Origin of the sequence: Halomonas sp. LC1 (genome assembly GCF_030247125.1) — a bacterium.
Lineage (GTDB): Bacteria > Pseudomonadota > Gammaproteobacteria > Pseudomonadales > Halomonadaceae > Vreelandella.
Genome location: NZ_JASSPG010000010.1, coordinates 81,996 through 106,601, shown reverse-complemented (window position 1 = coordinate 106,601; position 24,606 = coordinate 81,996). Strand labels below are relative to the sequence as shown.

Sequence of the window (24,606 nt, the reverse complement as noted above, 5' to 3'; positions counted from 1 at the left end):
TTGATGGGAAACGCCATGGCTGCTGTTACGTTCGACGTGCCGTTTGTACTCGGCATGATGCGCCTGCATGAAGCGCAAGAGATGCACCAAGCGAGCCATTTGGCCGATTGGATCGAAGCTCGCTTAGAACAGGGCTTGCACTGGTTCGACCATGCCGACATTTATGGCAACGGAGCGTGCGAAACGCTGTTTGGCCAAGCGCTGCGCGCCCGCCCGGCACTGGCTAAGCGGCTGAATGTCGTCACCAAAGCCAGCATCGCCAACGACAACCCGGCACCGGGTTCCGGCAAGGTCAAGCACTACAATGCCAGTCCGGAGTACTTAGGCCGCGCCATTGACGATGCGCTGGGCCGTTTGGGCGTCGAGCGCCTGGACCACTTTCTGATTCACCGCCCGGACCTGCTGATGGATGCCGCTGCCACGGGTCGCGCGCTGGATGATGCCATCGAGGCGGGCAAAATTGGTGCGGCGGGTATTTCCAACCATCTGCCCAGCCAGTGGCGCAGGCTGCAACGCCATATGCACCACCCGCTTCAGGCCAACCAGATCGAACTCTCCATTACCCATAGCGCGCCGCTGTTTGACGGCAGCTTTGATGACCTGGGTGCCGATGGCCATGCGCCCATGGCGTGGTCTCCGCTGGCGGGCGGCCAACTGATGCAGGGTGAAGTGAGCCGTGTGCTGAACCGTTTAGCAGGCGAGCTTAACAGCACCCCCGGCGCGCTGGCGCTGGCATGGCTGCGCACCCTGCCCGGCCGCCCGGCACCGGTGGTGGGCAGCGTGAAACCGGAGCGTATTGCCGACATGCTGAACGGCCCGGAAACGCTGCCCAGAGAAGCCTGGTATGAACTGCTGGAGGCCGCCCGCGGCCACTGCGTCGCTTAGGCTCGCCACCCACTCAACATGAATGCTAATAATGACAAGGAACGACCTATGACGCCGGTGATTGCTTTCGGTGAAGCCTTGATTGATATGCTTTCGAGCCGCTTGGGCGATAACACAGGGCCGGAAACCTTTACCCCCTACGCTGGCGGTGCGCCCGCCAACGTGGCGGTGGCCTGCGCACGGCTGAACGTGCCTAGCCAGTTTTTGGGGATGGTAGGTGACGATACTTTTGGGCACTTTCTAATACGTGAGCTGAAAAGCCACGGCGTAGATACCCAGGGCGTGGTACTCACCAAAGAGGCGCGCACGGCGCTGGCGTTTGTGTCTCGCGACAGCAGCGGCGAGCGCACCTTCGACTTCTACCGCCCACCGGCCGCCGACCTGCTCTACCGCCTGGAGCATCTGCCCCACGGCGTGTTCGAACAGCCCGCCATTGTGCACCTGTGCAGCAATAGCCTGACCGACCCCGAGATTGCCGAGACCACTCTCGCTATTGCCGCCATGGCCAAGCGTGCAGGCTGCCTTGTGAGCGTGGATGCCAACCTGCGCCACAACCTATGGGCAGAGGGCGCTGCGGACACCTGGCTGGTCACCGAACTGATCGACAGTGCCGAGCTGGTGAAAGTATCTCTCGAAGAGCTGGACTACCTGCGCGGCGACCACCCCAAAGAGGCGTGGCTCGCCGAGCGCATGGCCGCAGGAGTCAAAGTGGTGGTCGTTACCGATGGCCCCAACGATGTCGTGCTCAAAGGCATCGGCATTGACCAAACCGTGACGCCGCCCAGCGTCACGGCGGTGGACACCACCGCCGGTGGCGATGCCTTCATTGGCGGATTGCTCGCGGAGCTCTCCCGCTACGGCATCAGCGAGAGCTGGCACCAGGACAGCGCGTTTCTCACCCGCGCGGTGGACATTGCCTGCCGCTGCGGCGCCCACGCGGTCACCCGCCCCGGCGCGTATGCCGCACTGCCCACCCACGCTGATATTGAAGCCCTGCGCAGTTCGGCAGGCTAGCGCTCAGCGTCGTCGAGTTCGCTACTCGGCGACGCTTTGGGTCACCCCTTCCGCCACATCCACCCGCCCGCTGACGACTTCCAACGTAACCGGTTGACGGCGATGATCGACAAAGCTCACCTGGGTGATGCAGCGCTGCTCGGTAGCTCCTTCGATCAACATTTCCAGCGTGCCGTGATCACACCACCACCTCACCGTCACCGTTAACCCATCGACGCTGCCCGCCACGTGATCACAGGCAAAGTGCTCATCGAACGCGGCCTGACCGTTACTCCCTTGACGCTCATAGTGTAGCGACGTTGTTGATTCACCTGCGGTCAGCCACAGCCGCTGCTGATAGCCCTGCTGCAGCGATAGCGCCAGCCTTGTGCCTGCTTTAAGCACCAGCATCAGTTGGCCGTAAACCGCCGCGCCCTCTGGCAAGGCAATACAGTGCTCCCCTACCGTTTGCAGCGAGCGAGGCGATAGGCGGTGAGGGGCGCTGAGTGCTTGACCTGCTTCGCGAGCAAAACGCTGATGTAACCGCACCCCACGAGAAGTCGCACGCAGCGTCAGCTCTCGCGGCAGGCTCATGGTGCCTCGCCAGCCCGTTTCGGGGGCATGGTTGGCGTACTGCCAGTTGTTCAACCACGCCAGCGCAAGCTGCCGCCCGGGGGTATTCGACCAGCTCTGCACCGCATAGAAATCCCGCCCTTCATCCATCATCAGCACAGTGTCGGGCGTGTTCGCATTGCTAAAACACTGGCCGTCAAAGTCGCCTATAAAATACTGGGTGAACGAGCCAAACGGGTTATCCGGCGTGGCGCCAATGCCTACCACCAGCACCCAGCGCGTGGCGGGCTCATCCGGCCCAGCGCCGTCCACCGGCAGCTCAAACAGATCCGGACACTCCCAGGGGTGCTGGGTATGCGCGCCCTCGCCTTCGCCAAAGGCGCTAGCAAACTGCCACTCCAGCAGGTTATGGGAGGTATAGAAGTGAATCTCCTGCCCACAGGCCAGCGCCATTACCCAGCGCTGGCTAGGGCCATGCCAAACCACTTTAGGGTCGCGGAAATCTTTAAACCCAGGCGGCGGCAGAACCGGATTCCCCTCGTAACGCTGCCAGGTACGGCCCTTATCGCGGCTATACGCCAAGCACTGGGACTGCTGGTAATCCTCCGGGTCATCAGAGAACACCCGGTGGCAGGTGTAAAACGCCAGGAGCCCCGGCTGGCCGTCAAACAGCCCTGTGACATCGTGCTCATCCACCACGGCGCTACCCGAAAAGCAGGCACCCTCTTCGTTGGGTGCCAGCGCAATGGGTAAATGCTGCCAGTGGCACAGGTCACGACTGACCGCATGCCCCCAGTGCATTGGCCCCCAAACGGTGCTGAACGGGTGGAACTGATAAAACAGATGGTACTCGCCCTCGAAAAATACCAGCCCATTGGGGTCGTTCATCCACCCCATCGGCGGGGCAAAATGCACCGCCGGGCGCTGGGGTTCAAAATCCGCTAACGTCATGCTTAAACCCTAACTTAATCGTTTAAGTTAGCGTATCACGATGCTTGCTTTTAAGCCTTCATCCAATAGCCGCACAGGCGACTATTGGCTGACTTGTTAAAATGTCAGACATTTAATAGACTTTTTTCAAAGACTATTTCAAAGAGAGTTATCCATGTCGCTGAATGCTTTACCGCCTCACTCCGGCGGCGCCATTCATCTAGCGCGCCTGCTGGCCAGAGCGCTGTTGGCGGGTACATGGCAGCCAGGCGAGCTGTTCCCCAAAGAGATGGATATCAGCAACCACTTTGGCGTCAGCCGTAATCAAGTCCGCAACGCCCTAGCCAGTTTGACGGCTGCCGGGCTTATAGAGCGTACGGCAGGCAGAGGAACGCAAATTCGACAAATGAGCGATTGGCACTTGCTCGACCCGCTGATGAGCGAATGGATGACTGGGCTCACCAACCTAGATCCCGAGCTGATTCGCGCCATTTACGCCTTTCGTTTTTCGGCGGAACCGGTCGTGGCCAGTTTGGCGGCACTAGCCGCCAGCGAAGAAGATCTTGATCGTTTGCGAGCCGCTTTTGAAGGCATGAAGCAAACGGCAACGGACCCGGCGGACCGCCATCAGCACGCGGAATACGACGTGATGTTCCACGATGCCACCTACAGCGCTAGCCACAACCTTGTATGGCGGCAAATGGGGCACCTGTTACGCCCCTCAATCATGGCGTTGGTGCACGGCTCCCAACACCAAACCAGCACGCTTGATGACAGCTTAGCTAGGCACCAGGCCGTTTTAGACGGCATCGTCCATCGTGACCCGGAAGCCGCAGCGGCGGCGGCCAAAGAAGTCCTGCGCCGTACGGCAATCGATTTAGGCATCGTCAACGAACCTTCCTTCACTCATTAATCACTTATCTGCTAGCAAAGGTAGAAGATCGATGAAAATTACCCGTTTAAAAACCTGGCAAGTGCCGCCCCGCTGGCTTTTCCTCAAAATCGAAACTGATGAAGGTTGCTACGGCTGGGGCGAGCCGGTCATTGAAGGGCGTGCCGCCACGGTAGAAGCCGCCGTGCACGAGCTAGCCGACTACTTGATTGGTCAAGACCCTCACCGGATCGAGCACCTATGGAACACCATGTATCGCGCGGGGTTCTACCGCGGCGGCCCGATTCTAATGAGCGCCATTGCAGGGATCGACCAAGCGCTATGGGATTTAAAAGGTCGCGATCTGGGCGTGCCCGTCCATCAACTCTTGGGCGGTGCCGTGCGCGATAAGATGCGGATGTACGCCTGGACCGGGGGCGACCGCCCAAGCGATGTGGGCGCGGGTGCTAAAGCCCTGGTAGATAAAGGGTTCACCGCTTTCAAAATGAACGGCACGCCCGAGCTGCAAATCGTCGACTCCCATCGCAAAGTGGATGAAGCGGTCGCCCGAGTCGCAGAAGCGCGGGACGCGGTAGGGCCCGACGTGGGAATCGGCATCGACTTTCATGGCCGCGTACATCGGCCAATGGCGAAAGCGCTGCTACGCGAACTGGAGCCGTTTCACCCCATGTTTGTTGAAGAGCCCGTGGCTCCCGAACATCTGCCCTGCTTAAAAGATATCGCCGGAGGCCTTGGCTACCCGCTAGCCACCGGCGAGCGCTTGCACACCCGCTTTCAGTTCCGCGACCTGCTGGCAGACGGCATGATCGATATCGTGCAACCCGACATTTCCCACTGCGGCGGTATTAGCGAAGGGCTAAAAATTGCGGCGCTCGCCTCTTCTTACGACGTTGCCCTAGCCCCCCACTGCCCGCTGGGCCCTCTTACCTTAGCCGCCTCTCTGCAGTTGGATGCGGTGAGCCATAACGCCTTTATCCAGGAACAAAGCATGGGGATCCACTACAACCAGGGCAACGATGTGCTGGACTACCTCGTGGATAAAACGGCGTTAGCCATTGAAGACGGCTTTTGTGCCATTCCCCAAGGCCCCGGGTTAGGCGTGGAAATCGATGAAGCCTTTGTTGAAGAGCGGGCCAAAACCGGACACCGCTGGCGCAACCCCGTGTGGACCCATGAAGACGGCTCAATCGCCGAGTGGTAACCCTTCGCTAGCAAATGGAGAGCAGCATGAGCGACCCGTTGAACACTTTGTTATTTAAAGACTTAGCTGGCAAAAGCGTGTTTATTACCGGCGGCGGTAGCGGTATCGGTGCCGCACTGACCGAGGGCTTCCTAGCCCAAGGGGCAAAGGTAGCGTTTGTAGGGCTGACGGACGCCAGTGAATTTTGCACTGCCATGGAAGCGACCTACGGCGTTCGCCCGCTATTCATCAAGTGCGACATTCGTGATGTCGAGGCGCTTAACAGTGCCATCGAGCAAGCCCGCCAAGCGCATGGCCCCATCAGCGTCTTGGTCAACAATGCCGCGCGGGACACCCGTCACCGGCTTGATGAGTGGAGCGTGGCGCAGTGGGACGAATCCATTGCTACCAATCTGCGCCCGCACTTTTTCACCGCCCAGGCGGTGGCGCCGGATATGCGCGCGCTAGGCGGCGGTGCCATTATCAACCTCTCCTCTAACAGCTATTTGCTCGGGTTGAGCGGCTACCCCACCTACGTGACTGCCAAAGCGGGCATCATGGGGCTCACCAAAGCGCTTGCCCGGGAGCTTGGCCCCGACAGCATCCGGGTTAACTGCCTGATTCCAGGCTGGGTGATGACCGAGCGCCAGAAAGAACTCTGGGTAAACGATGCCGACCTTCAAGAGTGTCTGGATCAGCAGTGTTTGAAAGAGGCGATTCCCGTCGATGACATGATCGGGCCCTGCCTGTTTTTGGCCTCTAACGCATCGCGCATGATGACCGGGCAAGAGCTCATCGTGGACGGAGGGCGCGTATGAGCAGCGCCCTCGATCAACGCCTAGCCTGGGTTGCCGCAGATTGGGGGTCCAGCAATCTTCGCGTCTGGGGGCTGGACCAGCACGATCAAGTCATTGCCCAGGCCAGTAGCGATAAGGGAATGCTCGCGTTAATCCCAACTCAGTATGAGGCTGAGTTACTGCGCCTGATTGCCGACTGGCTGCCCGCGAACCGCCAGGTGGATGTGGTGGTGTGCGGTATGGCGGGGGCACGCCAAGGCTGGCTGGAAGCCGCCTACCTACCAGTGCCCACGCCCCTTCATCAGCTGGGCATGGGAGCGGTGACGCCTCAACTGGCTAGCCAGCAGCTGCGCGTTTATTTACTCCCCGGCTTGAGCCAAACCCGCGCCAACGCTACCCATTTCGATGTCATGCGCGGCGAAGAGACCCAACTGGCGGGCTTGCTGGCTGATCACCCCCACTTTTCAGGCCTCGCCTGCCTGCCCGGCACCCACTCCAAATGGGCACACTTAGAAGCGGGAACGGTTGGTAGCTTCAGTACCTACCTAACAGGGGAGCTTTACCAGTTGCTGGCGCGTCAGTCGGTGTTACGGCACTCCATCGGCAGCGACGACCTGGATGATGAGATGGGTCGTGACGCCTTCATGACAGCAGTGCGTGAGAGCTATGAGGCACCAGACGCCTTTAGCAGCCGCCTGTTTGGCCTACGCGCACAGGACTTGCTGGACCCCAAACTGCCCAGCGATGCCCCACGACACAATCTCCTAGCGGCAAGGCTCTCGGGCTTGGTGATTGGGTTAGAACTCGCCGGTGCATCCCGCCAGTACGCGTCAGATGCCCCCATTGCGCTGATTGGCAATCACGCCCTTTGCCAGCGCTACACGTTGGCATTAGACACCATCGGCCGCCCTACTCAGCATCTGGACGGCAGCACCGCCGTACTGGCAGGCCTAAGCCTCGCCCACCATGCGCTTAAGGAAACGGCTTAACGCCGCCCCTGCTGGCCGAACCGATATATGGAGAAATCGCCTATGTCACTGCCCTTAATCGGTATTCTGCGTGGGGTCACACCCACCGACGTTGTTGAGATTGCAGACGCGGTGCTTGCCGCTGGGATTACTCAGATTGAAGTGCCGCTGAACTCCCCCGAACCGTTAGACAGCATCCGTTTACTGGTGGATGCCTTTGGCGAACGCGCCGTAATTGGTGCCGGAACGGTCTTAACCACCGCTCAAGTGCGGGATGTTCACGCCGCTGGGGGCCGTTTGATCGTATCGCCCAACTGCCGCCCTGCTGTCATCGAAGAAACCCATCGGCTTGGCATGGCCAGCTGGCCGGGCATCGTCACCCCCTCTGAAGCGTTCGATGCATTGGACGCCGGCGCTACCGGGTTAAAACTATTTCCAGCGGTCCAGGTGGGTCTAGAAGGCATGAAAGCAGTCCGCGCGGTACTGCCCAAAGGGACGCTGCTATACGCCGTGGGCGGCGTAGGGGTAGATAACTTTGCCGAGTGGCGCACTGCTGGCGTGGACGGAGCGGGCCTTGGCAGCGCGCTGTATAAACCCGGCCAAAGCGCCGCTCAAGTGGGACAACAGGCACAGGCGCTGGTCGACGCTTGGCAGGCAGCGAGGCAGTGATGAGTCCAAACGAGCATACCCCAACCTGGCAAGCGGAGCTGGCCCTTGATTGCCGTTGCACGCTAGGCGAAGGCCCACAGTGGGACGCAGCGAACGAGCGGCTCTATTGGTGCGATATTCTTGAGCAGCGGCTGCACTGGCTAGCCCCTGCCAGCGGGAAGAGCGGCCAGTATGCGCTCGATCACAAAATCTCGTTGGCTACTCCGCTCAACACCGGCGGCCTGCTGCTAGTGGGCGAAGACCGCTTGAGCCACTTCGACCCGCACGGTGGAACCGTCACGCGGTGGGGAGATTTCGAGACCGACAATCCGATTACTCGCAGCAATGACGCCCGCGTGGATCGCCACGGCAGTCTGTGGCTTTCCAGCATGGGTAAGGCTGCCGAACCGGGGGCCGGGGCACTGTATCGCTTGCATCGCGGCGAACTGACACGCTTACGCACCGGTCTAACCATCCCCAATGCCCTCTGCTTCTCGGCAGACGGCCACTTTGCATGGTTTACCGATACGGCCACAAGTGTCGTGATGCGCTGGACGCTAGACAGTGAAGGCTGGCCCCTGGGCGACCCAGAGCCTTGGGCAGACTTCTCCTCTACCTTGGGCAATCCCGATGGCGCAGTCGTCGATAGCGAAGGCTGCCTATGGCTAGCGCTCTGGGGAGCTGGGCAGGTCGTGCGCTTGAACCCTGATGGCGACATCATTGGTCGCGTTGAGTTGCCTGTGAGCCAACCCTCGTGCCCGGCCTTTGCTGGTCCGGGACTGACGACGCTCTATATCACCACCGCGCAAGAAGGATTTAGTGCTGAGCAGTTGGCCAACGAACCCACCGCTGGCTCGCTTTACATGGTAGACACCGGTATTGCGGGGCTTGCAGAGCTGCCTCTACGCCTGACTTAACAAGCCAACAGCCTAAAACAGAAGGCCCCGCTAATCAGGCCCCGCTAACCTAAGCGGGGCCTGTTCGCTTTAGCGTTAAGCGTTGCCAATGCCAGATTTTAACCGGCAAAGCTGAGGTACATCACAATGACCAGCACCACCAACACAACCCCGGCAGGCACGGCGCCTTTCCAAGGCGTCAGATCCACATCGCCGCTATGCTCCTGAATCCAGTCGGTCTCGCGGGGGCGCAGTTTGCCGATGATCAGCATCACAGCCACCAGCAGCACAAACACCAGCGCCACGAAGTGGAACTCGTGCATTACCTGCGGCAGCAGCGTGAACGGCGGCACGAAATAGCCTGCCGCAATCAGCAAGCAGCCACCGACCAACGCTATCTTGGCCGCCATGGGCGGTACTCGCTTGGTTAACAGCCCCACCAGTACGACCGCCAGAATGGGGATGAAGTAGATTGCGTTCATCTTCTGCAGATAGCCGAACAGGCTCTCCTGACCCGCCAGCAGCGGCGCGATAATCATGGTAGTGACGGCCATGATCCAGCCAAACACCTTACCGGACTTCACCACCTGCGCTTCACTCGCGTCTTTATTTAATACGCCCTTATAAATCCCCAGACTGAAAATCGTCGTGGTACTGTTCAGTGCCGAGTTAAACGACGACAGAATGGCACCCACCATTACGGCGGCAAAGAAGCCGGTCAGGTAAGGAGGCAATACGTTAAATACCAGATGACCATACGCTTCGTCAGCACGTACGCCCTGATCGGCATACAAGTGATAAGCGATGATACCCGGCAGCACTAGATACAGCGGCCCCAGCAGTTTGAAGAGACCGGTCAGCAGTACGCCTTTCTGCCCTTCGGCTAGGTTCTTGGCGGCAAAGGTTCGCTGGATGATCTGCTGGTTGGTGCTCCAGTAGAAGAGGTTGATCAGGAAGACGCCGGTAAACAGGGTGAAGAACGGCACCTGCTGTTCAGGGCCACCAATCGAATTCAGCTTATCTGGGTCACTCTCTTTGAGAATATTCCAACCTTCCATCACGCCGCTGCCGTCACTGACCGCCTGCAGGCCGAAATAGACGATGACGAAACCGCCAATCAATAGCCCCACGCCATTCAGCGTGTCGGATACGGCGACCGTGCGCAGCCCGCCAAACAGGGCATAGATGGCCCCAATAATGCCAACAATCCATACCGTCAGCCAAAGCAGCGTGTTGGTCGACTCGATGCCTGTTAGCCCTTGAAGGTCGAGCATTCCCTGCAGGCCGATGGCGCCTGAATAGAGAATGATGGGTAGCAGAATCACCGCGTACGCAATTAGAAAAATGATATTGGTGATTAGCTGCGTCGTTTTATCGAACCGAATTTCGAGTAGCTGAGGCAGCGTCGCAATACCACTTTTCAAAAAGCGCGGAAGGAAAAATAACGCTAGGGCGACCAGAGCAATCACCGCCACGACTTCCCAGGCCATGACGCTTAACCCATCGGCAAACGCCGCACCGTTAAGCCCCACCATCTGCTCCGTAGAGAGGTTGGTCATTAACAGTGAACCCGCGATGAGCGGAAAGGTGAGCGTCCGCCCTGCTAGGAAATAGCCGCTAGTGCTGGAGTGGTCGTCGCGCCGAGTGATGCGCCACGTAATGAAGGCGACAAGCCCTGTGAAAAACAGGAACGACGCCAGGGTCAACATATGCATGCTCGCTTTCCTCTTTGTAGAAAGAACGCGTCATTTTCGAGACGCGCGCGAAATGTCTGACATATCGAAACCTCATCTTAGTTGACGCGAATATATCGACGTTATTCGTCTTTAGTTGTACTAAAGGAACACAAAAAAGCCCGAGCATGGCGACATGCTCGGGCAAACGTCTTGCTCACACGACCCGACATCAGTGAGGCAAGTAACGAGAGTGCTCGGTAAGGTGTTACCTATTAGTGATGAAAACGCTCCGCCGCTTGGCGGGCGAGTTCGCGGATGCCGTCCCAATCTTCGGCATCGACCATTGCTTTCGGCGTCAGCCAAGAGCCGCCGACACACATCACGTTGGGTAGTGATAGGTAAGATTCGGCGTTATCAACGGTGATACCACCTGTGGGGCAGAAACGCGCTTCGGGGATCGGTGCGCCGAACGCTTTGATCGCTTTGGCACCGCCGCTGGATTCCGCGGGGAAGAACTTGAAACGGCGGTAGCCGTACTGCCAGCCGGTCATCAGCTCAGAAATGGTAGACACGCCCGGCAGCATCGGTACGGGGCTCTCTACGCCATAGCGGTAAAGCGCTTCGGTGGCACCCGGCGTAACGACGAAATCAGCGCCAACTTGCTCAGCTTGACGGTACTGGGCAGGCGTGAGTACGGTGCCGACCCCAATGCTGGCGCCCGGTAGCGCCTCTTTCATGCGCTTGATGGCTTCCAGGGCACAGTCGGTACGCAGGGTAATTTCCAGCACGGTGAGGCCACCCTCAACCAAGGCGCGACCCAGCGGTACGGCGTCTTCCAGGCGCTCGATGGTGATCACCGGGATCACTTCGGCTTTCAGGCAAATGCTGTCCAGCTCGGCGGTGCGCGTTGAGGGTAGCTGTTTATCGATGGTCATGAGTGAGTCTCCAAGCAAATTGTTATTGGCGAAAGTGTAGCGTTAGGGCGCCCAGTAGATCGCCAGCGGGCAAGATAAGAACGCGCGGATGGGCAGTGTACGAACATCGTCACCATTTATGGCATTCGCCAATACGGCACGCTTATCGTCACCGGTAATATGTAGAATGTGGCGCTTCGCCTGATGCAGGCGGTCCGCCGAGAAGGTAATGCGCGGCTGCGGCTGGCTGGGGGTACGCACGGCCACTAGCGGCTCATCAGTAGAAAGCGCTAGGTCCAGCTCTTGGCTATCGGGGAACAGCGAGGCCGTATGGCCATCGCCGCCCATGCCTAAAATCACCACGCTCGCGGGCCAAGCAAGCCCGGCGGTCGCTTCTGCCACCGCTGCCACGCCCTCTTCCGGGGTGCCAGCGTCCGAGGTGAGCGGCACGAAGTTAGCCGCCGCCGCTGGGCCTTGCAGCAGGTTGTCGCGCACCAGCTTGGCATTGCTGTCACTGCTTTGCTCGTCGACCCAGCGCTCGTCGGCCAGGGTGATATCGACCCGCGCCCACTCTAGCGGCTTTTGCGCCAGCGCTTTGAAAAACGGCACGGGCGTTGAGCCACCGGAGACTACCAGCAGCGCACGCTTCTGGTGGGAAAGATCGTCGGCTAGCGCCTGATAGACGGCTTCCGCTAGCTGCTCGGCTAGCGCTTGACGTGCTTCACTCATGTTAATAATCCTCGTACCAGCTGCGGCCATCCTGGGTAATCATGGCAATGGAGGCGACCGGCCCCCAAGAGCCAGCTGGGTAGCGGCGCGGCGGCGTTTCGCGTGACTTCCAGCCATTGATGAGCTGGTCGCACCAGCGCCACGCGTGCTCTACTTCATCACGGCGAACGAACAGGTACTGCTGGCCTTTCATGACTTCCAGCAGCAGGCGCTCGTAGGCATCGGGAATACGCGATTTCGGGAAGGCGCTGTTGAAATCCAGGTGCAGCGGGCCAGGGCGTAGGCGCATGCCTTTATCCAGGCCGCTATCTTTAGTGAGCACCTGAAGGGCAATGCCCTCTTCCGGCTGCAGGCGAATGATCAGCTTGTTAGAGGCGATGCCACGCTGGTCCGGGTCGAAGATGTAGTGCGGCTGCTGGCGGAAGTGAATGACGATTTGCGAGAGTTTCTCCGGCATCCGTTTACCGGTGCGCAGGTAGAACGGCACGCCCGCCCAGCGCCAGTTGGCCACTTCGGTTTTCATGGCCACGAAGGTTTCGGTCTGGCTCTGGGTATTGGCCCCCTCTTCTTCCAGGTAGCCCGGCACGGATTGGCCGTCGCTGGTGCCCGCGATGTACTGGCCACGCACGACGTCACGTCCCAGCGATTCGCCGGTAAACGGTTTCAATGCCTTGAGCACCTTCACCTTCTCATCGCGGATGGCATCGGCATCCAGGTTCGAGGGCGGATCCATGGCGATCAGGCACAGCAGCTGTAGAAGGTGGTTCTGCACCATATCCCGCAGCTGCCCCGCATCGTCAAAGTAGCCCCAGCGCCCTTCGATACCGACTTTTTCGGCAACGGTGATCTCGACGTGGGAGATATGGTTCTGGTTCCACTGGGTGCCAAACAGCGGGTTGGCAAAGCGCAGGGCGATCAGGTTTTGAACCGTCTCTTTGCCCAGGTAGTGGTCGATGCGGTAAATACGCGACTCGGGGAACACGGCACCAATGGCGTCGTTGATCTCCTCGGAAGAGGCTAGGTCATAGCCAATCGGCTTTTCTACTACGACGCGGGTATCGTCATCGAGACTGTTGCTGGCCTGCAGATTGCGGCAAATGTCGCCATAGATGCGTGCCGCCACGGAGAGATAGACCACCATCGGGCGCTTGCTGCCCTCGCGCCACTGGCGAATGGCGTCATAGCCCTCAGCGTTGGCAAAGTCGAGCTTGAGATACTCTAAGCGGTTCAGGAACCGCTCCAGGCTCTCTTTATCCTGCTCGTCTTTTTTCAGGCGCTTTTGCAGCGCGCCGCTGACTAGCTGACGGAACGCGGCAGTGTCGTGCTCCTGACGCGCCAGCCCCATGATCCGCGTGCTTTCGGGCATCAAGCCTTCGCGGTCAAGATGATACAGTGCAGGAAACAGCTTGCGCATGGCAAGGTCGCCAAGCGCCCCAAAAAGCGCTAAATCAATAGCGTGATTCGGATCGCCCAGCGGGGCATGTGACTGGCTCATCTCAGCTCCTATTTATAATTAGGTCATCTAATGTAGTTAGATTACCTAAAATCTATCTGATGTGAGGCATTATACGCAATAATTCGTGTAATTTTACTACAAAATATTGTCGCCTGCTGCCCTTTCCGGTGCGTTTTACAGCGACGATGTCGCGCCCTGACCGCCTAAGCTTCTACCTTTACTCTACGCCCCTCGGATACGCCACCCCTCCTCCCCCCAAGGAGGAGGTGGCCTTGTGCGTAATTAGCGACGCTGACCGTGAACAAAGCGCGTCATGTGAGAACGCGCACGACAACAACAACGTCACAACGAGGTATGCACATCATGGCAATGGTTCGTCCATTTTTCACGCCGCTGCTCGCCGCTACGCTAGCGGCCACCGCCACACTCCCCGCCTTCGCCTTTGAGGATGACCGCTTGACCATCTGGATGGGCGATAACAAAGGCCAGGAAGGCATCCGCGCTGTCGCTGACCAGTTCCTGGAAGATACCGGCATCGAAGTGGAAGTCGTGTTTCCCGACAACCTGACCGACCGTTTCCAGCAGGCGGCAGGCAGCGGCCAAGGGCCGGATATCGTCATCTGGGCCCATGACCGCATGGGTGAGTGGGCACAAAGCGGCCTGCTCAAACCGATCGCTCCCAGCGACAGCTTCCGCGACGCGTTTTACGACTTCACCTGGGAAGCGGCGCTGTGGAATGGCGAGACCTACGGTTACCCCATCTCGGTGGAATCGCTGGGTCTGATTTACAACAAAGCACTGGTGGAAACGCCGCCCGAGAGCTTTGCCGAGCTCATGGAGCTGGACGCCACGCTCTCCCAGGAAGGCAAGAAAGCCATCCTGTTCGATTACAGCGAACCCTACTACGGCTGGACGCTGCTGGCAGCCAACGGCGGCTATCCGTTCAAACAGACCGACAGCGGTTATGACGTCAGCGACATCGGCGTCAATAACGAGGGTGCCTTGCAAGGGGCTGAGCTACTGGTCGAACTGATCGAAAGCGATGTACTCCCCCGTGGCACGGACTACAACCTGATGGATACGCGCTTTAACCAAGGCGAAGTAGCCACCATGATCAGCGGCCCTTGGGCATGGCCTAACCTGGAGCGCAGCGGTATCGATTATGGTGTCGCCCTGCTGCCCAAAGTGGGTGATGAGCGAGCCAAGCCGATGTTCGGCGTAATGACCGCGATGATCAACTCTGCCACACCCAACGACTTCCTAGCGGTGGAGTTCCTGGAGAACTACCTGCTCAGCGAAGAGGGAATGCGGACGTTCAACAACGACGGTTCGCTGGGAGCCGTTGCCCATATCGACTATCAAGCCGAGCTGGCGGGCAACCCTAACATTGCCGCCACACTTGAGAACGCCGAAGTGGGCATGCCGATGCCCAACATTCCTGAAATGGGTGCCTTCTGGGCCGCCATGGAGCCTGCGCTGCAGAACATTGGCAGCGGTCGCCAATCGCCCCAAGAAGCGCTGGATGCCGCTGCGCGCCGTATGCACCAGTAGCCTCCGTTTTAGCCTCTACTGCCCGGTAGCACCTGCTGCCGGGCAGCTTTCAGGACTCCATCATGTACACCACCAACGCGTCTCGTGGCCTGCCCCGCCACCGCTCTCGCCATCTTACCGAACGCTATACCCGCTGGGCCATGCGCGGCGTCATTGCCGTGCTGGTCGTCGCACTACTGTGGCTGGTGCTGGCGTTTCATCTCAACGGCCAGTGGATGTTTGCCCTGCTGTTCTTGGTACTTGGCGGCTCGCTGGGCGTGGTCTTCACCAAACGCACGCTGATGAGCCATCGCTATATCTTTCCTGCGATTGCCGGACTTGGCGTGTTCGTCATTTTCCCTCTGTTGTACACCATCGGGATCAGTTTTAGTAACTACAGCTCTACCAACCTGCTCTCAGAAGAGCGGGTACGCGACCAGCTCATGAGCCAAACCTATCAAGCGGAAGGCAACGCCTTTGATCTGGCGCTCTACCCAGAGGGTGATTTGGTACGGCTCTATTTGGAAAGCCCTCAGGGCCAGCGGTTCGTGTCGTCACCGCTCAATTTTTCGAATCAGGAAAATCGCCAAATTGGCGTGCAGGCCACCGATGCCCCGCCTGCACAGGCAGCGCTAGGGATGCGCGACATCATTCAAGCGCGGGATGCTCTGCAAGGTTTGCGGCTAGTCACGCCCGATGGCAGCGAACTGCGTATGGCGGGCTTGCGCCAGTTTGCGCCGATGGTGAACCGCTACGAGGCCCGCGAGGATGGCGCGCTGTATGACCGTCGCGATGAGCGGCTACTCACGCCCGACCCCAGCATTGGCTTTTTCGTGGCTGACGACGGCGAGCAAATTACCCCCGGCTGGCCGGTCAACGTCGGCATGGCCAACTACACTCAGATTTTCACGGACCCGGACATTCGCGGCCCGTTCATGCAGATCTTCGTATGGACCTTCGTGTTTGCCGCCCTCACCGTGGTGTTTACCCTGGCCGTCGGGTTCGTACTGGCCTCGCTGCTGCAGTGGGACCAGCTCAAGGGCAAGGCCGTTTATCGCACGCTGCTGATTTTGCCCTATGCGGTGCCAGCGTTTATTTCGATTCTGATTTTTAAAGGCATGTTCAACCAGCACTTTGGTGAAGTGAACATGATTCTGGACACTTTGTTTGGCGTGCGCCCCGAGTGGTTTACCGACCCATGGCTTGCCCGCAGCATGCTGCTGATTGTGAATACCTGGTTAGGCTACCCCTACATGCTGCTGCTCTGCATGGGTTTGATTCAGGCCATTCCCCAGGATTTATACGAAGCCTCGGCAGTAGACGGCGGAGGACCGCTCACCAACCTGTTCAAAATCACCCTGCCGCTGATCATCAAGCCGCTCACGCCGCTGCTGATTGCCGCCTTTGCGTTCAACTTTAATAACTTCGTGCTGATCGCGCTGCTCACCGGCGGCAGCCCCGATATTTTGGGAGCCAGCACCCCAGCGGGCACCACCGACCTGCTGGTGAGCTACACCTACCGCATCGCCTTTCAGGATGCGGGACAGAACTTTGGCCTCGCGGCGGCCATTGCCACGCTGATTTTCCTGCTGGTGGCAGGCATGTCGCTGCTCAATTTGCGCCTTTCCAAAGTGAAGGTTTAGGAGGTTACTGATGCCCATGGTTCAACCCCGCTCCGTTGGCGCGCGCCGTTTAGGTGCTCACTTGGCGCTGATCTGCTTCGTATCGCTGATCGTCTTTCCGCTGCTGCTGGTGATCTCGATCTCGTTTCGGGAAGGCAACTTTGCCACCGGCAGCCTGATTCCTGAAAACTTCTCGCTGGAACACTGGTCGCTGGCGCTGGGGATTCCCTGGGAGCACGCCGACGGCACCGTTGTCCAGCCCCCCTTCCCCGTGCTGCTGTGGCTGTGGAACTCCATCAAGGTGGCCGTGGTGTCATCGGTGCTGATTCTGATGCTCGCCACCACCAGCGCCTACGCGTTTGCCCGCATGCGCTTCAAAGGCAAGGAGCCGCTGTTAAAAGGCATGCTGATTTTTCAGATGTTCCCCGCAGTGCTGTCGCTGGTGGCGCTCTATGCGCTCTTTGACCGGCTGGGGCAGTTCGTCGGCTGGCTAGGCATCAATACCCACGGCGCACTGATCGTGGCTTCGCTGGGCGCGGTAGCGCTACATATCTGGACGATCAAAGGCTATTTCGAATCCATCGACGGTTCGCTGGAAGAGGCCGCCATGGTCGATGGCGCCAGCACTTGGCAGGCGTTTCGCTATATTTTGCTGCCACTTTCCGTGCCGATCTTGATGGTGGTATTCATCCTGGCATTTGTGATGAGCATTATGGAGTACCCCATGGCCTCGGTACTGTTGGTGGACGAGCACAAGCTGACACTCGCCGTGGGTGCTCAGCAATACCTCGCCGATCATAACCAACGCTGGGGTAACTTCGCCGCTGCCGCCGTGCTCTCCGGCCTGCCCATCACCGTCGCGTTTCTGATCTGCCAACGTTGGATCATCGGTGGTTTAACCGCCGGGGGCGTGAAGGGATAAGCAGGTACTTACTAGGCTGTTTCCTCGCTTGAGCATGTTGCTCGTGACCGGCGCCCCACAGCGCCGGTCTTTTATTGCCTGGGTAATTTTTAGGGAAATTTTACGGACATTTTTTTATCGGCATGATGAGATAGCCTTATTAGCCTTAGGGCATTCTAGAGCGGACCCACACAGAGCGGACTTATGGCCACGTTCCCTAGCGCGCGTTACTACCAAACGACTTACCGAAACTGGGCGCCCATTTTCAAAATCATGTCGGTACTATGGCTCGTGCTGGCCATGTTCATGACGCTGCCCCTGATCGTACTGGTCATCGAAAACGATCCCGACGCCCCGGCGTTTGCCGTCTCGCTAATGATCATTCTCAGCGCGACCTTCCTTACCTGGGCGCTTACCCGTGGCGTGCCGCTAGAGCTCAAACCCTGGCAGATGTTCATTTTGACCGCCGGTAGTTGGACCAGCATTAGCTGCTTTGCCAGCCTGCCGCTGATTCTAGGCGCTCCCCAGCTCAGCTTTACCAACGCCGTGTTCGAATCGGTATCGGCGATCACCACCACCGGATCTACCGTCTTGGTGGGCATCGAAAACCTCTCGGACGGCTTGAAACTGTGGCGCGGCTTGATGCAGTGGATGGGCGGGATCGGCATCATCGTCATGGGCATCGCCATTTTGCCGTTTCTGAAAGTGGGTGGGATGCGGCTGTTCCACACCGAGTCGTCCGACTGGTCCGATAAGGTCATGCCACGCACGGGCGGCATTGCCAAAGCCACCCTTGCCGTTTACGTGATTTTGACGCTCGCGGCCATGCTGAGCTATTGGCTGGGAGGCATGCTCCCGCTGGATGCCATCGTTCACGGCATGACGTCCCTGGCGACAGGCGGCTTTGCCAACTCCGACGCGTCGTTTGGAGCGTATGCCGAGCAGCCCTGGCTACTCTGGATGGCGAGCTTTTTCATGCTCAGCGGCGCGCTCCCCTTCGTGCTGTACATTCGCTTCATTCGCTCTTCGAAGAGCGCGCTTTGGAAAGATCAGCAGGTGCGCGGGCTGCTCAAACTGCTGCTGGCTGCCATCGTAATACTGAGCGCGTGGCGAGTCGTACAAGGCGACGACTGGTTCGTCTCGCTGACCCATGTGACCTTCAACGTCATTTCCGTGGTCACCACCACCGGGTACGCCTCCGATGATTACACCCTGTGGGGCTCGCTGCCCATTGCCGCCTTCTTTTACCTGACGTTCGTGGGCGGCTGTAGCGGCTCCACCAGTGGCGGCATGAAGATCTTTCGCTTCCAGATTGCCATGCTGATGCTGCGTAACCAGCTGCGCTATTTGATTCACGCCAACGGCGTGTTCACCAACCGCTTCAATCAACAGCCGGTGACCAGCGACATTTCGCGCAGCGTGGTCGCATTCTCCTTCTTCTTTTTCATCACCATTGCGGTGCTGGCGTTAGGGCTCGCCGCGTTGGGTCTAGATCTTGTCACGGCGCTCACAGGGGCCGCCACGGCAGTGGCCAACGTGGGCCCGGGCCTCGGCGACATCATTGGCCCCGCCGGCAACTTCGCCCCGCTGCCGGATGCCGCCAAGTGGCTGCTGTGCATCGGCATGTTGATGGGTCGCTTGGAGATTTTGACCGTGGTCGTATTGATGACGCCGATGTTCTGGCGGCGTTGAGGGGCTCGATCATGACGGCATCACGACGCCTGCCTACCCGACAAGAGTGGGCGCTGGTGGTGGGCACCAGCCTCGCGGCACTGCTGGCCGCTTGGTGGCTATTCGCCTGGCTCGCGCTAGCCAACCTATCGCTGATTTTCTTGACGGCAGTGCTGGCCTGCGCCGTCTTGGCCGGCAGCTATGCCGCTTTTATCAGCGCGCTGTTGAACTTCGTCATTTTCAACGTGGGCTTTACCGAGCCCTACTTCTCCTTAGCGGTTGCCGAGCGCGAACAGCTAGTCACGCTGCTGTTCTTTTTGATCGTGGCGCTGGTGGTCGGCAACATTACTGGGGTAAGCCGCGAACGTATGCTGGCTCTCAACGCATCGCGGCTGTCAGAGGAGCAGGAGCGGCTGCGCTCTGCGCTGCTCGCGTCCGTTTCTCATGATCTACGCACGCCGCTGGCGTCGATCATAGGCTCCGCCAGCTCCCTGCGCGCGCTCGACCCTCAACTGACCTCACAGGATCGTTTCGAGCTGCTAGACGGTATCTTGAACGAGAGTGAGCGCTTGAATCGCTACATTCAAAACCTGTTGGACATGACGCGGCTGGGGCACGGTGAGCTTGCCATCCAACGAGACTGGATCAGCGTCGACGACTTGGTGGCCTCAGCCCGTAAACGCTTAGCAGGGTCGTTGACTCCGTTCAACGTGCAGCAGGTATGGGACAGCGAGCTGCCACTGCTACATGTTCACCCCGCGTTGGTGGAGCAGGCGCTCGTCAATGTCTTGGAAAATGCCGCCCGCTTCTCTCCGGCTGGCGGCCAGATCACCATTTCGGCCGCCATCGATAAAACGGCCTCCAGGATGACGCTCACCGTGAGCGATGCGGGCCCGGGCATCCCACGCGACTTACGTGAGCAGGTGTTTGAGATGTTCTTCACCGGCAACGACGGCGACCGCAGTTTGCACGGCACTGGCCTCGGTCTCGCCATTTGCCGCGGAATGCTGGGCGCTCACGGCGGAACCGTAACGGCCACCGATGGCCTTGACGGCCACGGCACGAGTATCATCATGACGCTGCCCTTGCCGACGACGTCGCAGGAGCCTCACCATGAGGACTAAGCCTGCTCGCATTCTCATCGTCGACGATGAGCCCGCTATCCGTCAGTTCTTGCGCATTAGCCTTGTCTCACAAGGATTTCTGATTAGTGAGGCCAGCACCGGGCAACAGGCGATTCGGACGGTGGACGAAGCGGTAGGCGCCGAAGCGATCGATGTCGTTCTACTGGACCTTGGCTTGCCCGACATGGATGGTCAGCAAGTGCTTCGTGCTCTGCGCCAGCAAAGCGCGCTACCGATCATTATCGTGTCGGTGCGTGGCCAGGAGTCCGAGAAAGTCACCGCGCTGGATAGCGGCGCCAATGACTATGTCACCAAGCCCTTTGGCATTCAGGAGCTGTTGGCCCGTATTCGGGCCGTGCTGCGCCACTATCCCACTGCAACTGAGCCATCTCGCTACCAGTATGGTGCCCTGACGCTGGACATCGACGCCCACTTGGTGACCTTGAGCGGCGAGACAATACATTTGACGCCCAAAGAGTTTGCCGTGCTGGCACTACTGATCAGTCGGGCAGGCCGCATCGTGACGCAAACCCACCTGCTGAAAGCCATTTGGGGCCCTACGCATCAGGAAGACACCCACTATTTACGCATCGTAGTCAGCAAGTTACGCCAAAAGCTAGGGGATGATCCGCAGGCCCCTAGCTTGTTACAGACGGAGCCTGGTATCGGTTACCGCTTCTGTGTCGAGTTCGACCGTGAGGAATCCAACCAATGAAAATTATTATTCTAGGCGCAGGCCAAGTGGGCGCAACGCTGGCCGAACACCTCGCCCGCGAGGAGAACGACATCACCGTCGTCGACACCGACGGCGCAAAACTGCGCGAACTGCACACCAAGCTGGATATCCGCACGGTGACCGGCGCGGGCTCCTACCCCATCGTGCTGCGCCAAGCGGGCTGCGAAGACGCCGACATGCTGATCGCGGTGACCAACACCGACGAGATCAATATGATCGCCTGCCAGGTGGCCCATACGCTGTTTCGCACGCCCACCAAAATTGCCCGGGTGCGCTCCACCGCCTACCTCACTCGTAAAGGACTGTTCGCCCATGAAGCGATTCCCATCGACGTGCTGATCAGCCCCGAGCAGGTGGTCACCGATCACGTGCGCCGCTTGATCGAACACCCCGGCGCGCTGCAGGTGCTGGAGTTTGCCGGAGGGTTAGTGCAGTTGGTGGCGGTGAAAGCCTTCTACGGCGGCCCGCTGGTGGGCCAGGATCTGGCCTTTTTGGGCAAGCATATGCCCAACGTGGAGACCCGTGTGGCGGCCATTTATCGCCGCAACCGGCCGATCATTCCCCGGGGCGACACGGTGATTGAAGCTGACGACGAGGTGTTCTTTTTGGCCGCCCGCCGGGATATTCGCGCCGTAATGAGCGAGCTGCGTAAGGTGGAGCGGGACTTCCGCCGCGTGGTGATTGCCGGGGGCGGCAATATCGGCGAGCGGCTGGCGGAGCACTTAGAGCACAGCCATCAGGTCAAGATCATCGAGCACAGCCTGGAGCGCTGCACCACGCTCTCCGAGCGGCTGGATCGCACCGTAGTGCTCCACGGCAGCGCCACCAGCAAACGGCTGCTGGAAGAGGAGAATATCGAAGACTGCGATATCTTCTGCGCGCTGACCAACGACGACGAGGTGAACATCATGTCGTCGCTACTGGCCAAGCGGTTGGGGGCGAAGAAGGTGCTCACACTGATCAACAACGCCGCCTACGTGGATTTGGTGCAGGGCGGCGATATCGACATTGCTATTTCCCCTCAGCAGGCCACCATCGGCAGCCTGCTGACCCACGTGCGCCGGGGCGATATCGTCAACGTACACTCCCTGCGCCGGGGCGCGGCGGAGGCCATCGAGGCCATTGCCCACGGCGATAAACAGTCGTCGAAAGTGGTGGGCCGCACGATCCGCGAGATCGACCTACCCGATGGCACCACCATTGGTGCCATCGTACGCGGTAAAGAAGTGCTCATCGCCCATGGTGACGTGCGGGTGGAGAGCGGCGACCATGTGATTCTGTTCGTGATCGACAAACGACGCATTCGCGACGTGGAGCGCCTGTTCCAAGTCGGGTTGAGCTTCTTTTAACAGCGGCGGACAATGAGCATCGCCACCAGGGTGGCGACGTTAGATTTCGACCGCGCGGCCAATGAACTCAATCGGGCCGGTGGGCAGCCCGGTGGGCGAGCCAGAATCATCTTCCAGCGTCAGCTCGAATAGCTGGTTATCCTCAAGCGGTGGCAGCTGATCCAACCGCAGGCGCAGCGGTTGCCCCGGCTCTACAAGCCCCAGCGAGACAGGCGCTTGCCAATCATCGGCCTTGGTCCAGAACTCGAGCGCTTTGCCCTCGGGCACCTCAAACGTGCCCAAAGGAATCAACTGAATCTCTTGGCGATTCGCGGCCTGCACCACCCACCCCGCCGACTGAGTTTGCGGCGCGAGCAGCACCACCATGTACTCTGGCGTTGCGGGAGCGGTCGTGACGTTGGTCAGCAACACCCCCATGGCCAGCGCAGCCGCTAATCCCGCCCCAGCGATTCCGCGCCAAACCGGCAGGCTGTGCCACCAACGGCTACGCGGCATATGAGCGTGCGGCGCACGCCGGGAGACCGTTTGTGGTACTCGGGTGGCCGATGCGTTTAGGCTGCGCTCGATACGCGGCCAGAGATAATCGGAGGGCGTGACCGGGTCCACCATCGCGGTATAGGGAAAGAAACGCTCTTCCCAAGCCGTCACTGCTTTTTGCAATTCAGGGTCGTTGGCTAAACGCGCCTCAAAGGCTTCACGCTCGGCCATGGGCAGCGTGCCTAGCACGTACTCCCCGGCCAGGGCATGAAGGTCATCGGGTTCGTTCGAAGGGCTCATGCCATACACTCCCGTAAGCGAAGCAGGCTGCGCTTGATCCAGGCTTTGACCGTACCTAGCGGCGCGCCCGTGTGCGCCGCAATCTCTGCATGGGACAAACCATCCACATAGGCATGCAGCACGCAGTTACGGCGTTCGGTTTCCAACTGCTGCAGGCACTCGTCCATCCGTTGGCCGGTTTGCCAATCGAAGGCGTCCGTCACCCGCGACGCCTGTTGGAAGGTGTCGTCGTCATCGAGTTCGTGGGGGTCATCCAGGTCGACACTCACTTCGCGGTCACGGCCACGAATGGCATTCAGCGCCAAGTGGCGGGCAATGCTGAAGATCCAGGTACGGGCCGCGCCTTTTTGCGGGTCGAAGCTGTCCGCGCGCTGCCAAATGTTCAGGCAGGCATCGTGAACGATATCTTCCGCCATGCCTCGGTCTTTCACTATGCGCAAAACAACGCCCAGCAGCTTGGCACCTTCCTGTTGATAAAGCTGTTGTAGCGCTGCGTGCTCTCCCCGGGCACAGCGGGCGAGCGCATCAGCGTAATCGAATTCTTGAGCGGGCCTTACGTGGCCGTTCTCGGTACTAATGGTGTTAGCCTTACCTGTTTCAGACATATCACGTTCAGACACATCTTCGCTCCCTGGTAACGCGCCGGCATCGGTCGTCGCACTGCCAGAAGCATAGCGGCTAGGGAGCCTGGATACGAGTCCCTAGCCTTACTGAACTTAATAAAGTTTAGTCAGTGTTTGAGCGCTTAGTTAGCGGTCCAGAAGATGTAGTCGGCTTGATACGTCACGACGGCAGTGGCGCCCTCGTGGCCCTCATCACAGGCAACGTCAGGGGCAACGCCGCCTTGGGTGTTCAGGCGCTGGATGTAGCTCACGCCGCTCATGGCGCCTTCGCCTTCAGCTGGGTTGGCTTCAACAAGCTGCAGCGGAATGTTGCCATCGCCATTCGGCGCCACGGCTAGCTGGGTGCCGGTAATTTTAGAACCATCCAGGGCTTCCCAAGTGGCGGGCGGGCCATAGTAGCTGCCTACCTGGGTGCCTTCGCTATCGTTCAGCGCAGCGTGCGGGCCTTTAAATACCCAGCCCATGGTGCCGTCTTCTTTGGCTTCACACATGTAGGTAATAGCGCCAACGCCCACGGTTTCGAGAGCGACGGTGTTGCCGTCCGGTACTTGGACTTCGGCGGGCGTCATGTCAGCCAGCGCGACGTGACTGAAGGATGCAATCAAGGTAGCGGCGAGAGTAGCACGCGTCATATGTTGGATGGTCATTTCAGTCTCCTTGGGTTTTGTATCAACCGCTTTAAATAGCGGCTGTATAGGGGATACACACAAGGAGACCGATTGGATGCACTCTTTTT

At 59.3% G+C, this 24,606-nt stretch carries 23 protein-coding genes; 15 read left to right on the top strand and 8 right to left on the bottom strand.

Annotation, left to right across the window (positions count from 1 at the left end):
• Positions 1-15 precede the first annotated feature (15 nt).
• On the top strand, positions 16-885 hold the full coding sequence (locus tag QIT27_RS16160; protein WP_285264390.1) for an aldo/keto reductase: 870 nt from the start codon (positions 16-18) through the stop codon (positions 883-885).
• A 48-nt stretch (positions 886-933) separates the two neighbouring features.
• A complete protein-coding gene (locus QIT27_RS16155; protein WP_285264389.1) occupies positions 934-1,899 on the top strand; it encodes a carbohydrate kinase family protein in 966 nt (321 codons plus the stop codon).
• Positions 1,900-1,920: 21 nt separating this feature from the next.
• On the opposite strand, the gene QIT27_RS16150 is transcribed toward QIT27_RS16155, so the two are convergent.
• Positions 1,921-3,402, bottom strand: coding sequence for a glycoside hydrolase family 32 protein (locus QIT27_RS16150; RefSeq protein WP_285264388.1), 1,482 nt, complete (start codon positions 3,400-3,402; stop codon positions 1,921-1,923).
• 154 nt (positions 3,403-3,556) lie between these two features.
• Here QIT27_RS16150 and QIT27_RS16145 point away from each other — a divergent pair, with 154 nt between their 5' ends.
• The 6 genes from QIT27_RS16145 to QIT27_RS16120 are packed head-to-tail and all read left to right on the top strand — an operon-like array spanning position 3,557 to position 8,783.
• Positions 3,557-4,294, top strand: a complete 738-nt coding sequence (locus tag QIT27_RS16145) for a FadR/GntR family transcriptional regulator (RefSeq protein WP_285264387.1) — start codon at positions 3,557-3,559, stop codon at positions 4,292-4,294.
• 31 nt (positions 4,295-4,325) lie between these two features.
• Entirely contained in the window at positions 4,326-5,474 is a 1,149-nt protein-coding gene (gene dgoD / locus QIT27_RS16140; protein ID WP_285264386.1) for a galactonate dehydratase, read from the top strand.
• A gap of 26 nt (positions 5,475-5,500) precedes the next feature.
• On the top strand, positions 5,501-6,271 hold the full coding sequence (locus QIT27_RS16135; protein WP_159341837.1) for an SDR family NAD(P)-dependent oxidoreductase: 771 nt from the start codon (positions 5,501-5,503) through the stop codon (positions 6,269-6,271).
• The gene (locus tag QIT27_RS16130) at positions 6,268-7,239 is read left to right on the top strand and encodes a 2-dehydro-3-deoxygalactonokinase (protein ID WP_159341836.1); all 972 of its coding nucleotides are present in this window, start codon (positions 6,268-6,270) and stop codon (positions 7,237-7,239) included. The genes QIT27_RS16135 and QIT27_RS16130 overlap by 4 nt, the downstream gene beginning before the upstream one ends.
• Before the next feature lie 42 nt (positions 7,240-7,281).
• Complete coding sequence (locus QIT27_RS16125; RefSeq protein ID WP_159341835.1) at positions 7,282-7,887, top strand: 2-dehydro-3-deoxy-6-phosphogalactonate aldolase; 606 nt, start codon at positions 7,282-7,284, stop codon at positions 7,885-7,887.
• Positions 7,887-8,783 carry an SMP-30/gluconolactonase/LRE family protein gene (locus tag QIT27_RS16120; RefSeq protein WP_285264385.1) on the top strand — a complete coding sequence of 299 codons (897 nt, stop codon included), beginning with the start codon at positions 7,887-7,889 and terminating at the stop codon, positions 8,781-8,783. The genes QIT27_RS16125 and QIT27_RS16120 overlap by 1 nt, the downstream gene beginning before the upstream one ends.
• A gap of 98 nt (positions 8,784-8,881) precedes the next feature.
• Here the strand turns inward: QIT27_RS16120 and QIT27_RS16115 are convergent, their stop codons facing one another.
• The 4 genes from QIT27_RS16115 to zwf form a co-directional block, all read right to left on the bottom strand.
• The gene (locus QIT27_RS16115) at positions 8,882-10,477 is read right to left on the bottom strand and encodes a solute:sodium symporter family transporter (protein WP_285264384.1); all 1,596 of its coding nucleotides are present in this window, start codon (positions 10,475-10,477) and stop codon (positions 8,882-8,884) included.
• Between the two features lie 233 nt (positions 10,478-10,710).
• Entirely contained in the window at positions 10,711-11,373 is a 663-nt protein-coding gene (locus tag QIT27_RS16110; protein WP_159341832.1) for a bifunctional 4-hydroxy-2-oxoglutarate aldolase/2-dehydro-3-deoxy-phosphogluconate aldolase, read from the bottom strand.
• Positions 11,374-11,415: 42 nt separating this feature from the next.
• Entirely contained in the window at positions 11,416-12,081 is a 666-nt protein-coding gene (pgl, locus tag QIT27_RS16105; RefSeq protein ID WP_285264383.1) for a 6-phosphogluconolactonase, read from the bottom strand.
• A gap of 1 nt (position 12,082) precedes the next feature.
• Positions 12,083-13,576: a glucose-6-phosphate dehydrogenase gene (gene zwf / locus QIT27_RS16100; RefSeq protein WP_159341830.1), complete on the bottom strand. Its 1,494-nt coding sequence runs from the start codon at positions 13,574-13,576 to the stop codon at positions 12,083-12,085.
• Between the two features lie 324 nt (positions 13,577-13,900).
• Here zwf and malE point away from each other — a divergent pair, with 324 nt between their 5' ends.
• From malE to trkA, 7 genes are all read left to right on the top strand, one after another.
• Positions 13,901-15,088, top strand: coding sequence for a maltose/maltodextrin ABC transporter substrate-binding protein MalE (gene malE, locus QIT27_RS16095; protein WP_285264382.1), 1,188 nt, complete (start codon positions 13,901-13,903; stop codon positions 15,086-15,088).
• A 62-nt stretch (positions 15,089-15,150) separates the two neighbouring features.
• Entirely contained in the window at positions 15,151-16,710 is a 1,560-nt protein-coding gene (gene malF / locus QIT27_RS16090) for a maltose ABC transporter permease MalF (RefSeq protein WP_285264381.1), read from the top strand.
• 10 nt (positions 16,711-16,720) lie between these two features.
• Complete coding sequence (gene malG / locus QIT27_RS16085) at positions 16,721-17,611, top strand: maltose ABC transporter permease MalG (RefSeq protein WP_285264380.1); 891 nt, start codon at positions 16,721-16,723, stop codon at positions 17,609-17,611.
• 183 nt (positions 17,612-17,794) lie between these two features.
• Positions 17,795-19,282: a TrkH family potassium uptake protein gene (locus tag QIT27_RS16080; protein WP_285264379.1), complete on the top strand. Its 1,488-nt coding sequence runs from the start codon at positions 17,795-17,797 to the stop codon at positions 19,280-19,282.
• A gap of 11 nt (positions 19,283-19,293) precedes the next feature.
• Positions 19,294-20,385 carry a sensor histidine kinase gene (locus tag QIT27_RS16075; RefSeq protein ID WP_285264378.1) on the top strand — a complete coding sequence of 364 codons (1,092 nt, stop codon included), beginning with the start codon at positions 19,294-19,296 and terminating at the stop codon, positions 20,383-20,385.
• Entirely contained in the window at positions 20,375-21,100 is a 726-nt protein-coding gene (locus QIT27_RS16070; RefSeq protein WP_285264377.1) for a response regulator, read from the top strand. The genes QIT27_RS16075 and QIT27_RS16070 overlap by 11 nt, the downstream gene beginning before the upstream one ends.
• On the top strand, positions 21,097-22,470 hold the full coding sequence (trkA, locus tag QIT27_RS16065) for a Trk system potassium transporter TrkA (RefSeq protein ID WP_159341823.1): 1,374 nt from the start codon (positions 21,097-21,099) through the stop codon (positions 22,468-22,470). The genes QIT27_RS16070 and trkA overlap by 4 nt, the downstream gene beginning before the upstream one ends.
• A 39-nt stretch (positions 22,471-22,509) precedes the next feature.
• Here the strand turns inward: trkA and QIT27_RS16060 are convergent, their stop codons facing one another.
• The 3 genes from QIT27_RS16060 to QIT27_RS16050 form a co-directional block, all read right to left on the bottom strand.
• The gene (locus tag QIT27_RS16060) at positions 22,510-23,247 is read right to left on the bottom strand and encodes an anti-sigma factor (RefSeq protein ID WP_285264376.1); all 738 of its coding nucleotides are present in this window, start codon (positions 23,245-23,247) and stop codon (positions 22,510-22,512) included.
• Complete coding sequence (locus QIT27_RS16055) at positions 23,244-23,867, bottom strand: sigma-70 family RNA polymerase sigma factor (protein ID WP_285264375.1); 624 nt, start codon at positions 23,865-23,867, stop codon at positions 23,244-23,246. Before QIT27_RS16055 ends, QIT27_RS16060 begins: the two co-directional genes overlap by 4 nt.
• Positions 23,868-23,992: 125 nt before the next feature.
• Positions 23,993-24,517 carry a DUF3455 domain-containing protein gene (locus QIT27_RS16050; RefSeq protein WP_253018951.1) on the bottom strand — a complete coding sequence of 175 codons (525 nt, stop codon included), beginning with the start codon at positions 24,515-24,517 and terminating at the stop codon, positions 23,993-23,995.
• Between the last annotated feature and the right edge of the window lie 89 nt (positions 24,518-24,606).

Bases quoted from the DNA above. Each gene is read 5' to 3' on its own strand.
- QIT27_RS16060 (WP_285264376.1), bottom strand. From the start codon at position 23,247: ATGAGCCCTTCGAACGAACCCGATGACCTTCATGCCCTGGCCGGGGAG.
- QIT27_RS16115 (WP_285264384.1), bottom strand. From the start codon at position 10,477: ATGCATATGTTGACCCTGGCGTCGTTCCTGTTTTTCACAGGGCTTGTC.
- pgl (WP_285264383.1), bottom strand. From the start codon at position 12,081: ATGAGTGAAGCACGTCAAGCGCTAGCCGAGCAGCTAGCGGAAGCCGTC.
- QIT27_RS16145 (WP_285264387.1), top strand. From the start codon at position 3,557: ATGTCGCTGAATGCTTTACCGCCTCACTCCGGCGGCGCCATTCATCTA.
- QIT27_RS16130 (WP_159341836.1), top strand. From the start codon at position 6,268: ATGAGCAGCGCCCTCGATCAACGCCTAGCCTGGGTTGCCGCAGATTGG.
- zwf (WP_159341830.1), bottom strand. From the start codon at position 13,576: ATGAGCCAGTCACATGCCCCGCTGGGCGATCCGAATCACGCTATTGAT.
- QIT27_RS16080 (WP_285264379.1), top strand. From the start codon at position 17,795: ATGGCCACGTTCCCTAGCGCGCGTTACTACCAAACGACTTACCGAAAC.
- QIT27_RS16110 (WP_159341832.1), bottom strand. From the start codon at position 11,373: ATGACCATCGATAAACAGCTACCCTCAACGCGCACCGCCGAGCTGGAC.
- QIT27_RS16150 (WP_285264388.1), bottom strand. From the start codon at position 3,402: ATGACGTTAGCGGATTTTGAACCCCAGCGCCCGGCGGTGCATTTTGCC.
- QIT27_RS16120 (WP_285264385.1), top strand. From the start codon at position 7,887: ATGAGTCCAAACGAGCATACCCCAACCTGGCAAGCGGAGCTGGCCCTT.
- malG (WP_285264380.1), top strand. From the start codon at position 16,721: ATGCCCATGGTTCAACCCCGCTCCGTTGGCGCGCGCCGTTTAGGTGCT.
- QIT27_RS16135 (WP_159341837.1), top strand. From the start codon at position 5,501: ATGAGCGACCCGTTGAACACTTTGTTATTTAAAGACTTAGCTGGCAAA.
- malE (WP_285264382.1), top strand. From the start codon at position 13,901: ATGGCAATGGTTCGTCCATTTTTCACGCCGCTGCTCGCCGCTACGCTA.
- dgoD (WP_285264386.1), top strand. From the start codon at position 4,326: ATGAAAATTACCCGTTTAAAAACCTGGCAAGTGCCGCCCCGCTGGCTT.
- QIT27_RS16070 (WP_285264377.1), top strand. From the start codon at position 20,375: ATGAGGACTAAGCCTGCTCGCATTCTCATCGTCGACGATGAGCCCGCT.
- QIT27_RS16075 (WP_285264378.1), top strand. From the start codon at position 19,294: ATGACGGCATCACGACGCCTGCCTACCCGACAAGAGTGGGCGCTGGTG.
- QIT27_RS16160 (WP_285264390.1), top strand. From the start codon at position 16: ATGGCTGCTGTTACGTTCGACGTGCCGTTTGTACTCGGCATGATGCGC.
- QIT27_RS16155 (WP_285264389.1), top strand. From the start codon at position 934: ATGACGCCGGTGATTGCTTTCGGTGAAGCCTTGATTGATATGCTTTCG.
- trkA (WP_159341823.1), top strand. From the start codon at position 21,097: ATGAAAATTATTATTCTAGGCGCAGGCCAAGTGGGCGCAACGCTGGCC.
- QIT27_RS16050 (WP_253018951.1), bottom strand. From the start codon at position 24,517: ATGACCATCCAACATATGACGCGTGCTACTCTCGCCGCTACCTTGATT.
- malF (WP_285264381.1), top strand. From the start codon at position 15,151: ATGTACACCACCAACGCGTCTCGTGGCCTGCCCCGCCACCGCTCTCGC.
- QIT27_RS16125 (WP_159341835.1), top strand. From the start codon at position 7,282: ATGTCACTGCCCTTAATCGGTATTCTGCGTGGGGTCACACCCACCGAC.